Source organism: Moorena sp. SIO4G3 (assembly GCF_010692305.1).
In the GTDB taxonomy this organism is placed as follows: domain Bacteria; phylum Cyanobacteriota; class Cyanobacteriia; order Cyanobacteriales; family Coleofasciculaceae; genus Moorena; species Moorena producens_A.
This window is the reverse complement of record NZ_JAAHIG010000291.1, coordinates 1-11,291: the sequence shown is the minus strand read 5'-3', so window position 1 is coordinate 11,291 and position 11,291 is coordinate 1. Positions and strand designations below refer to the sequence as shown.

The window sequence follows — 11,291 nt, the reverse complement described above, 5'->3', positions numbered from 1 at the left end:
ACCAACTCCAATTGGTCAATGTTGAGGTCTGACCAACTCGAATTCCATATATACCTATTACCTACATACTTACATATAACATCAGGGTGCCCAAATTCAATGTTTTAACTGTAGGGGTGGGTTCTAAACTATAGTTATCAAGAATTTGATTGGGGTGGTAATCTTGGACTTCACCGCTTACGCCATCACGACAAGGATAAAAGAGAACTGACCAGTGGAAAGCAAAAGGATTCCAGGGTTGTTCATTCCAAGTGATAAAGTTAATTGATTCTTCATCTCCTTGAGGTTGGAGAGTATCAATTTGCTCTTGAAGTTGCGCCCAATTCTGAATAATTGTATTGACATCAAAATCTAAAGCCTGACACTCTAAGTAATCATTTTCATTTAACCGTCCATCTTGTCCAAAGCGAATGGGGGCTTTTGCTGCGTCTCCTGTTAATAAAATAGCTGGTTCATTGGCACGCCAATAATTTTGACTGACAAATGGCCTGAGATTATATTTAGTCGTTAGTGTTTGGTTGTTGTTTGCGGCGATCAATTCACTTAAATTATGAATAGCATTGGTGACTTGAACGGCGATTTGAGTGTCAGTGGGAGGAATATAAATATTAAAAATACCCCCTTCTACTTTAACGTCATAAAGTTGACCATTATCCTCTATTTGCCAAGCTTCACCTTCAGTAATCGTTGTAACAGTAGGACGATCGGATAATGTCACCCCACAGTTGGCAAATTCAGTCTGTATACCTTCCCAATCGCTAAAATTTCCCTGCGCAGCACCTTGAATAGCACTAACATAATAACTGAAATAATTCCCATCATAGGCATCAAGTAACTGAGATAAAATACCAAAAGGCAAAGCCTTTGCCGTGACTGTGGCACTTTCATCTCCATTTTGGGTAAATTCTAACTCTCCGACTTGGGCGATCGCTGTCCGTAAGGGGATAAGACTGGTCTCATTGATAGTGTAGTATAAATTTCCATCATCTTCAGTACTGTTCTTCATAAAGTAATACCACTGGCTATACAACTGGCGACGCATAGATTCTATATCTAGCCAAGCCTGATGATATTGCTCTTGGAGACGATTAAGTTCATTGAGTGCTTGAGCCAGTTGTGTCGGTATTCTCTGTTGACCGGGTTTCTTGGAAATCAATTTCCTGTCTTTTTCTTTAGAAACTTCAGGGATAAGAGTCCAAAGATAGCCATCATTTTGAGTACTAAACCCTAACTCATGTTGCCCTTCTACAAATTTGGGACTAACATCAAGTTTGCGTGACTGCAACTTTTCTAATAGTTGCAAGGCATCTATCTTGTCTTCAACTTCCTTGCGGATGTTCTTCCCTGTATCATTGTTGTCAGAGTTGAAGGAGTGAGCTAAATAAGCAGCAAGAGCTTCGGGAGCTGAATCAGCCACCGCAATGGTTGGATCAGATAAACTGTTCACTCCATCTGTTGCAGAATTACCATTACCACTAAAAGTCACTCTGGAATGATACAGTGTCCTTTCTGGGAAACCTTGGTCTAGTTGCTCTAAATCTAAAGTCCAATTAAACTCTGCTTGCAAGAGTTCCAGTAATTCTGCATTCGTTTTACCCTCATTTTCTGGTTCTGCTAAGAATAACTTTAAAAAATCCTGTTGCTCATCACTGTAATAACCAATGACATCATATTGCAATCCAGAGGGTGGAGTATCAGTGGTATAGTCAGAATCCACCAACCCGAAAACACTATAACAATTGGGATAAAATGCGGCAAAGGTGGCTTTAACTTCATCAAATATGGGTATTGTTGCCTTATTGCCAATAGCGGTCAATTCAGAGGCATATTCCTTAGTTTCTCCGTCTGACTCCCATGCTCCCAATTCCCAAGTCCGTCCCATATAGCGATAACGCTGATATTGAAAAGTGCTAGGGTCTTCAGGATCAACAGTAGCCAAATCTGGCGGTTCGATCAGAATATTAATGGCATCAGGTGGTGAACTGCGATCGCCCGGTTCACGTTCAGGATAGAGATAGTCACTTTCAATCATCCATTGCTTCTCCCCTTTATTACCTCCTTGGCGTAAAATTAACCAACGGTTAGGTACACGAGGGAAAGTCGTTCCAGTTTCATCATGTTGTCCATTCGTTAGGGCATCTGGTAATGACCAATGGAGATGGATTCCTGCTTTAAGCTCAAAATTTTGGTTGAATAAGGGAGCAAGAATCTGTTCGCTGAGATTATCTTGTCCCGAACCATGGGTATCATTTTGATACTTATACGGTAATTTACTATAATCAGCCATTGTTTTGAGGGCAGGTTCCTCGCTGTCTAGACATAGGGCATCAACATGGATGGGCACAAGTAGGGTTTTAGTCATATTTGCTCTGTTTTTTTGTTAAGTAATTAATAAACAATCAGCATAAATTTGATTCAGCTTTTATTGAGCTGAATATCATAGTTTTTTGATTTCTGTTATTGGAGTCCGCTTAAAACATATATATATAGAAAATCTACGACTTGTGAGGTACAAATTTCTGGTTTTTAGGGAGCAGGAAACAGCGGATCTGGGAAGAGAGCATAGCGATGGGCTGAATCAATAGGTGGTGCGACCTGTGGCGAATTAAATTCGCCAAGGTCAAGGGCAGCTAACAGGGAATCAATCTCACAGAAGCTTGTACCTCATAGCTGCGATAAACGCTATATTAGGCTTTCTTTTTTCACAATAGTTTTTTTTTGAAAATTAACTAAGTTCTTAATTATTTTTTAACAATTTGGGGTAAAACTAAGCACCTACACAGAATTAATTGCCTACTAGCAATTTCTGTAATCCTTACAGTGTAAGGCTTTTAGTTTTTGGGAATGAAACAGTCTTGCCCCAGGGGGAAACTATACCTAGAATCAGCGATACTCCAGCAGTTGGTCAAAGTTACGACAATATACCAATTGTTGGTAGTCATGCCATGCTTGTTTGTTACTGTAGGGAATTCTGGTCAATGTTGCTTGTTGAATCTTTTCCATTAAGGGACGACGAAGAGATTCATAGTTAAGGAAACCATTGGCGATTGCTTGGATATTATCAAGATTATTTTTCTGTACAATATTAGCAATCATGGTAGCTACAACCAGAGCATCTTCCAATCCTTGATTAGCCCCTTGACCCATGAAAGGAGGCATCCCATGGGCGGCATCACCCACTAAGACGACTCTCCCTGAACTCCAGGGAGATAGAGTTTCTACACGGTGAATGTAATACGGACGGGATTGGATGTTGAGAGGAGGAGATAAAGCCACTAATTGTGTGATAGTTTTGGGAAAATTAGCATTTTCCAACTCTCGTAATGCTAAAGCAATCAACGCACTTCCAGATTTTTCTGTCAACTCTTCCTGGTTTAAAGGAAGATGGAGCAAATACCCAAACTGAGCATTGGAACGGCGAAATAGGATCATCCGTGGAGATTCCATAGAAGCGGAATCCTCTGAGATTTGATCATTAGTGCGATCATTAGTGATAGTTATAATCCGTTCCTGCTCAAAAAATTTGTTTTCAACCTCTGTGCTTAGCTCTGGGGGAATATCCGTGATTTCCATACAGAATAGGGCGGCAAACCCGGAATAGTCAGGTCTGGCTAAACCACTGTAGGGACTATCCTTTTGACACTCCCCGGTCGCGCATACGCGGGGATTCTTCAATCAACGAGTCAACTTGCTCAATCAGGCCGGAACCAGAAAGAGTAGAGGTCGATTCTCCTGAAGCGTTTGGGTCAATGACCCAGGTTCCGGTGTGCCCCACCGTACCCAAGGCTCGTTTTAGGATGTTAATTGCAGCGTTGTGGTCTCTATCAAGTTTGCAACCACACTTACAGACATGAGTCCTAGTTGATAGTGACTTCTTGACCACTTCGCCGCATTCAGAGCAGTTTTGGCTAGTATAGGCGGGATTCACTGCAACTGTGACCCGGCCAAACTTAGTTCCAAAATGCTCTAACCATTTCCTAAATTGATACCAACCTGCATCATTAATAGACTTAGCCAGACAGTGATTTTTTACTAGGTTTTTGACTCTTAAATCTTGCCTTACGGCACGCTACGCGAACGTAGGCAACCAGGTCGTTAGACCGGATTACGCAACGTGCAAGTCTCTTTGCATGTTCTATGCGCTTCGCGCAGGCTTCGCCAACACGCTGCCTACTTATTTTAAGGTGCTGTCTGCCTAATTTATTAACCGCTTTTCTGCGATTGAATGTTCGCGAAGCGTGGCCTACGGCCTTGCCTTTCTTTTTCCGGGAAACCCGGCGCTGACAAAACTTTAATCGCTTTTCCCCAGTTCTGTAAAACCTAGGATTGGGTTCAGAATTTCCATCAGAATCAGTGTAGAACTCTTTCAGTCCTACATCCAGTCCGACAGTACTTTTAGATGGCTCCAGTTCTTCGACTACGTCAACGGAGACGCAGAACTGAACATAATAACCATCAGCTCTTTTGACTATCCGAACTCTCTTAATTTGCTTTTTGTCGAAGCGCCACAAGTCCCAGGTGCCTTTGAGCTTGAGTTTTCCTATCCCTTTCTTGTCACTGAATATTATTGACTTTTGGTCAGGGGACAATTTCCATCCTGACTGTTTGTACTCAACAGATCTACAGTGTTTTTGGAAGCGGGGAAACCCTTTCTTTCCAGGTATTTTTTTCTTGCAATTATCAAAGAATCGCACAACGGATGACCATGCCCTTTCAGCGCTAGACTGACGAGCAGTAGAGTTCAGCTCATTAGCAAAGGGGAATTTTTTAGCAAGGACTGCGCTGTATTTATTAAGGTCAAACTTGTTAACTCCTTTGTTATCCATCCAGTACCTGAGGCAACTGTTGCGAATAAACTTTACAGTCCGGATAGCTTCATCGATAGCAAAATATTGATGCTTTTTCCCTTTTGCTTTGAACTCTAGAATAATCATCAGTTTCGACCTTGACTGCGACTCTTTTAGTCTAGCGCTGTCAGACTAAAGTGTCAACTATTGTCTCGATCTTCTTTCTAGGCGGCTAAAGCCGCTATTCGCTTTCATCCCCGGTCTAAAGACGCGGGGTTTTCAGCGTTTAGATCCTTTATAAACAATCCGACGAATGGTAGAGTTTATCCCATCTGCAGCAACAACTAGCCTAGCCCGGATTGATTTTTTTTGAAATTGTTGGCCACTATGCTCTGAATTGAAGGAGACTGTATCCTCATCGTTCTGTCTGTTTGACCAATGAGCATAGGGATTTGCTTCTATGGCTGCATCAGAAACAAAATCTAGCCGAACATATCCGGTGTTTCCTTCATCAACAACATTGATACAACGATGATTCGCTTTAACCTGTTCAACGGGAAGTTGGTTTCTGAGAGTGGTCTGTAAATCGTACCAAGATATAGAGACTCGACCCTCTCCATAATCCTTAAACCAACTCTCATAGCTAATAGGAAAAGAATGAATTGGCTCTCCCTTAAAATTTTTGACAACCCATTGAGGAGAAGTCTTAGGTAGTTTTTGTTTGCTGATGGTTGTTTCGGGATTTTGATTGGCTTGCGCTTTCTTCAAAAACTCCATACCCGTTTTTTGAACGGCTTCGTAAGCAGAATGCCCTATGTAGTTAAGCGCTTTTAATCCATTAGGCAGAAGATCGATCACCTGACCAACTCGACGAAAGTCACGAGTTTGATCAAGGACTATAAAATTAGAGATACCTCGCTGCTGTAAGCCAATGGCAGTGGCTAATCCCACTGGACCAGCACCAACCACAACAATATCATAAGTGTCGATCATAATTATATTTTTGCGATCAGCTTCGCTGCTTCCCTTCGGGCAATTATAAGGGCGTTTGTATCTAGGTTGTAAACACACGTATTTCCCAAAAAGGCAAGAGGCATGCTAGCAAAAGGCAAGAGCGGTTATAGATCCGGAGTTTTATTGGAAAATCAAAAAAGACCTTCTAGGTTTACATCTCAAATACAAACCCTATACTACCATAGCAACTATAGCAATTGGCGAATTGATTAAGTACAAAATTAGGTTTTTTTAGGGAACAGGTAACAGCGGATCTGGGAATAGAGCAGTTGGCATTGAAACTAAGTTATTGATCTTGCCTTTTGCCTCTTGCCTTCCCCTCCTGGGAGGGGTTAGGGGTGGGTTCCTTTTGCCTCTTGCCTTTTGCCAATTCCTGCAAGAATTGCGTTTACAACCCAGATAAAAACGAGCTGATCACGCATAACGATTCAGATTTCCCTTCAAGGCACGCTCCTTCATAATATGTTACATAAATGAGCTTGGCTACCCAGGGCTACTTACATTTTTACCAGTACCATTATATATAAGTGAAAATACGTAAATACAAAAAATAATCAATGTTTGATTGAAGAGGTTAGGTAAGCTTATGACCGTTACGCTTCAACAAGCTGACTTCCGACAACTAACCCGTATTGTTCAGAATTTACCCGAGTTTGCCAACGTGCGCGATCGCAGACGTTTGGTTGCAGGGGCTTTGGAGGGTGTACCCCAGGCAGATGTGATCCTAGCACGGCTAGATTTGGATGGTGCCCCGATGTTAGCTTCTGTAGAAGTAGTAAGGTTCTTGTCACAGTTTGGACAGGTCGCTTACGGAAAAGAAGCCCTAAGCGTCTTCCTCAACTACATTCAGCTGTTGAGAGGGGATGAAGATTCAGATTTCATTCGGGAGCTATTTGATAAGTATCCCCTTGATGTCCCTGTCAGTCCCAGCCGCTTGATTGACCAATGGCGGCAAGCAAGTAGTATGGCTGATGTACAAGAAAAGATTATTGGAGAAAATACCTTACGCGATATTTACATTTTGAATCTGGCTCTGGAGGCGGCAAAAGCTGTAGTTCATTTGCGTACTCCAAATGGGACAGGTACCGGTTTCATGATTTCACGGAATCTATTGATGACTAACAATCACGTCATCGCTAGTAGAGAGGAGGCTCAACAGACCGAATATACTTTCAATTACCAACTGGATATCAATGGTAGGGAGTGCGAAACACAGACGGTTCAGGGTTTACCGGAGGATGGGTTTTACACGAATGCTCAATTAGACTATACGGTTATATCTCTGAAAGACTTGCCCCCCTTTGGCATTCCCCTTGTCCTCAAGAGTAACCAAATGCGGCGAGATGACCGCGTGGCAATTATTCAGCATCCGGGTGGACACCTCAAGAAAATTTCCATGCAGAATAACTTCGTCGCCTATGCTGATGCCAGCCTAGTGCAATATACCACTAGTACCCTACCTGGCTCGTCAGGTTCCCCTGTGTTTGACGATACTTTTCAGGTAGTTGCCATTCACCACAGCGGCGGCAGGTTAGTCGAACCGGGAACAACACAAAGTTACTTAAGAAATGAAGGCACGAGTATGATCGCTGTGTTGCATGACCTAGAGAAGAACGCGTCCAATATTTATGCTGGATTGGAGGGGTAGTTGAGCAATGACAATAAGTAGAGCAACAGAACATGAATTATTAGACCTACTTAGACCCCATATGAGAACTGCTGGTGAGCGTCAAGCATATTTACAACGGGCGTTAGGCATGGATTCAGCTGTGTTGGATCGTCTGGTCTTGACTGGAGCTGTCAATGATTTCATCCCTGAGATGGTCATAAAACTGGTACGCTTCGGCGAAATTTCGCCTGGTCAGCCAGCACTGTGTGCCCTATTGGAAGAGATTAGTAAAGATGTAGGCATCGACCAGCAGGAAATAATAGATAGGTTGCTTCAACAAATTAGACAGGAACTAAACAACACACAACCAAATCCCTCCTCTAAGCAGGAAGATAACTTGCAGAAGGAGCGGTCGAAGTTCTTAAAAAAATTTGATTATTTCCTCACAAACCAATTTAACATAATCCAACTTAGAAACGAAATTAGCCTTCAACTAAAGAAACTAAATCTAATCCAGCCAAATGATAAATATGACTTCTATGAAAGCTCTAATGATATAGATACTATCCCAGCTTTATTCAGCGAAAAACTACCAGTTCGATGGATTCTGGGAGAGCCTGGAGTAGGTAAAACGACAGCCTTGTTAAAGCTAGCAGAAATCTATTATCAAAATGCTATAAATAATGTCAATAATGTTAATTTTAATCTCCCAGCTTATTTTGACTTATCCCGTTGGAATAATAAGGAAGAATCCCTTTCCCTTTATGATTGGCTGATTAAGGAACTAAGGACTAACTATAGAATTAACAAAAGATTAGCCCAGTCTTTGCTTGAAGAAGAGCATATGATCCTGTTTTTAGATGGTCTTAATGAGGTAAAAGAGCGACATCAGTCAGACTGTGTTAGGGAGATTAGTAATTTTATTGATCAATATTCTGATACACATATTGTGGTCTCTTGCCGCAGACAAGACTATGTAAATATTATTAATAAACTCTTAATTAATAAACTCTTAATTAATAAACTCTTAAATCTTGTTCAGACAACCTATTTTCAGGTTCAACCTCTGCAAGAGGAACAGATTAAGGACTATTTAGCCAGCCATGGCCAAAAAGGAAGAGCTCTACAACAAGTGCTCCAACACAATAATCTACTACAAGACTTAGCCCGTACGCCCTTGATGCTTAATATAATGACTCAACTAGAAATAAAAAATGTTTCTAGTACGGGTGATTTAGAACAGGGTCGTCAAGAATTGATCGATGCCTATGTTAAGCAGAGCTTTCAAAACTTCAGGCAAAGACCGATTAGGCCCTGGTTAAGGTGGCTGAAATATGACGAATATGAGGTGAAGCGCTGGTTAAAGTGGCTGGCCCAACATATGGAGTCATCAACCTTTCTGATTGAGGAAATGCAGCCTAAGTGCTTGGATCAATCTCAGAAAAAAACTTATCGAAATTTAGTATTTTGGTGGAATTGTATATTTTTTGGACTTCTTTTTGGAGCAGCTTATGGGGCTATCCTTCACTACTATATATTACATTTATCCCCACAAACGGAAAGCTCTCTCGAAAAGGGACTGTTGTTCGGAATAATTCAGGGATTTATTAGTACTTCAGTAGTTAACTATTATCAAAATTACCATGAAAAAAAAATTGAAATATATGTCCCATTAAATAAATTTTCTATAAAAAAATATTGGCAGGAGATTATAAAAAATATTAGTTCTATTATAACTATAAGGTCTGTAATAGGAATAGGGATAAGTATATTCTTTGGTTGTTTGGCAATAATGCCAACTATTTTCCAATATAAGTTAACTGAGGCTGTGACTATTGGACTGATTTGGGGGCCTTTTTTTGGAATAGTTACTCTCGTAAGTTGGAGCATCAATGCTAGCTTTGTAAGAGAGAGCAATACCAATGAAACTGCAAAACCCAATCAAGGTATTCGGGACTTATTTAATCTGGCTTTAAAAATTACAATAATTAGTGCATTCAGCATTTATATAGTTTATACGATAATTATTTTTTTTATTGATAAAATAGATCTGATTATGCTCATTATTGGACTATGTTTTTCCCTGATTACCGGATTGGTTGCTAGCTTAGCACATAGTAGTGGCCGCTCTTACATGTTCCATTATACTTTGCGATTAGTTCTTGTAAGATATGATTGCATCCCCATCGACTATGTAAGGTTTCTTGAGTATGCTAGAGAACTTACTTTTATGAAGAGAATTGGTGGTGGATACCAGTTCTACCATCAAGAATTCAAAGAATATTTTCAATCTATCCCTATCAATGAGACAGAGGAACAGATTTCTTAAGAGAGCAACCTGGCCAAGTCGAACCCGAGCCTGTTTCAGTTAGGCTCAAGCACTAGCCGGAAAACTACCACCAGCGATGCAGCGCGGTCTTGGGGAGGCAGCGCCGCCAAAGGGGGTTCCCCCCATGAGCGACTACCGTGGTTCCCCCCATGAGCGCTTTGCCGTGGTTTCCCCCACTCGCGCTTTGCATCAAGACGGGAGCAGGGAGCAGGGAAGAGGAACCCACCCCTAACCCCTCCCAGGAGGGGAAGGGAAGAGAGAACAGGTAAAAAATAATGTGTACCTCATGAGTCCTATGAACGCTATATCCGGGATGCAGCGCCGCCAAAGGGGGTTTCCCCCATGAGCGACTGCATCGCTGAATGCTAGTTAAGCCAATTTTCTAAATCCGTTATGTTATTGAAATCTAAGAAGTCTTCTCCCAAATTTTCCAACTCTTCAATTGTTAACTTTTCTATTTTGCTAATGGTTTTTGTATCAATTTCCCCAAAACGCTTTTTCAGTTGACGAATGATTAAGGCGATCGCTTCTTTTTTTCTTCCTATTTCTTTGCCTATTTCTTTGCCTATTTCTTCAGCATAAGTTAGTTTTCCTCTTTCATCTTGTAATGCCATAGCACGGCGATCGGCAATTTCTAATTCTTCTGGAGTCATACCAGCTTGATTAGCAAGATTTAAAGCTGATTCTATCTCTGATACTTCTCCTAAAGAAGGAGGAATATTATCGAGACTAGAAGCTTCTTTGAGGAAATAAATCCATTTATCGGCTAAAGTCTCTAATTCTGATAGTTTTTTCTGGAATTTCGGTAATTCTATAAATATTAACTGCAATTCCTCTTCCAGACATTCAAACTTTTCGGTTTTTTCTTGAAACACAAATTGATTAATAATTTGCTTAGTTTCGTCAAACAAAATAAAATCCGTAATTGTGACAGCTATAACAGGTTTAAGACGAATATAGTCCTCTGCTGTTTTTAACTGATTAACATATCCTTTCACCATATTATAAAGTACCCGTTTGCTAAAACCAGTGATGGATGAGACTTGCATTTCAATTAGGACAACTTCTCCATCCGCTAACACTGCTTTTACATCCAAATAAGTGTCTTTTAAAGTCAACACTTGACCGGGATTATAGGGATTAATAATGGTTAAAGATTGAATGATTGGTTCGCCATTGTAAATAATAGCATTAAGGAAACTAATTAATATATTTTTACTTTCTTTGGAACCAAATATTTTTTTGAAGACATAATCTATTTTTGGGCTGATAAATCTCATAGTTTTGGCGTTCCTGAATTAAGGAATAAATGCGCGATAATCTAGTTTTATTAAAGCCCCCGTTGCTCCTCGAATTCTGAGGGACTTTGAAAGTTTTGTTACCCCCAGAATTGGGAAAACCATAGCCAGAATCAGCAATGCCCTTAGAGGATATCTGAAAAGTTTTTTTATACTGATTTTTGCCCCCCTAACCCCCCAAATTTGGGGGGAACAAGAGTCAATTTGCTTGTAAAAGTCCCCCAGAATTGGGGGATTTAGGGGGCTTGGATGTA

General features: G+C 40.8%; 7 protein-coding genes and 1 pseudogene. 2 read left to right on the top strand and 6 right to left on the bottom strand.

Features of this window, described 5'->3' with window-relative positions; all coding sequences use genetic code 11:
• Positions 1-61: 61 nt before the first annotated feature.
• From F6J99_RS33340 to F6J99_RS33325, 4 genes and pseudogenes are all read right to left on the bottom strand, one after another.
• On the bottom strand, positions 62-2,362 hold the full coding sequence (locus F6J99_RS33340; protein WP_293119500.1) for a hypothetical protein: 2,301 nt from the start codon (positions 2,360-2,362) through the stop codon (positions 62-64).
• A gap of 521 nt (positions 2,363-2,883) precedes the next feature.
• Complete coding sequence (locus F6J99_RS33335; protein ID WP_293119498.1) at positions 2,884-3,675, bottom strand: FAD-dependent monooxygenase; 792 nt, start codon at positions 3,673-3,675, stop codon at positions 2,884-2,886.
• Positions 3,629-4,934, bottom strand: a pseudogene (locus tag F6J99_RS33330) (transposase). Before F6J99_RS33330 ends, F6J99_RS33335 begins: the two are co-directional and overlap by 47 nt.
• A 132-nt stretch (positions 4,935-5,066) precedes the next feature.
• Positions 5,067-5,780, bottom strand: coding sequence for an FAD-dependent monooxygenase (locus tag F6J99_RS33325; protein ID WP_293119496.1), 714 nt, complete (start codon positions 5,778-5,780; stop codon positions 5,067-5,069).
• Positions 5,781-6,387: 607 nt separating this feature from the next.
• On the opposite strand from F6J99_RS33325, the gene F6J99_RS33320 reads away from it, so the two are divergent.
• Together F6J99_RS33320 and F6J99_RS33315 are read left to right on the top strand one after the other, a co-directional pair.
• Complete coding sequence (locus tag F6J99_RS33320; RefSeq protein ID WP_293119494.1) at positions 6,388-7,449, top strand: trypsin-like peptidase domain-containing protein; 1,062 nt, start codon at positions 6,388-6,390, stop codon at positions 7,447-7,449.
• Positions 7,450-7,456: 7 nt separating this feature from the next.
• Positions 7,457-9,739, top strand: a complete 2,283-nt coding sequence (locus F6J99_RS33315) for an NACHT domain-containing protein (protein WP_293119492.1) — start codon at positions 7,457-7,459, stop codon at positions 9,737-9,739.
• Between the two features lie 64 nt (positions 9,740-9,803).
• On the opposite strand, the gene F6J99_RS33310 is transcribed toward F6J99_RS33315, so the two are convergent.
• Both F6J99_RS33310 and F6J99_RS33305 read right to left on the bottom strand, forming a co-directional pair.
• Entirely contained in the window at positions 9,804-9,965 is a 162-nt protein-coding gene (locus tag F6J99_RS33310; RefSeq protein WP_293119490.1) for a hypothetical protein, read from the bottom strand.
• A gap of 139 nt (positions 9,966-10,104) precedes the next feature.
• Positions 10,105-11,019: an Rpn family recombination-promoting nuclease/putative transposase gene (locus F6J99_RS33305; RefSeq protein ID WP_293119488.1), complete on the bottom strand. Its 915-nt coding sequence runs from the start codon at positions 11,017-11,019 to the stop codon at positions 10,105-10,107.
• Positions 11,020-11,291 lie beyond the last annotated feature (272 nt).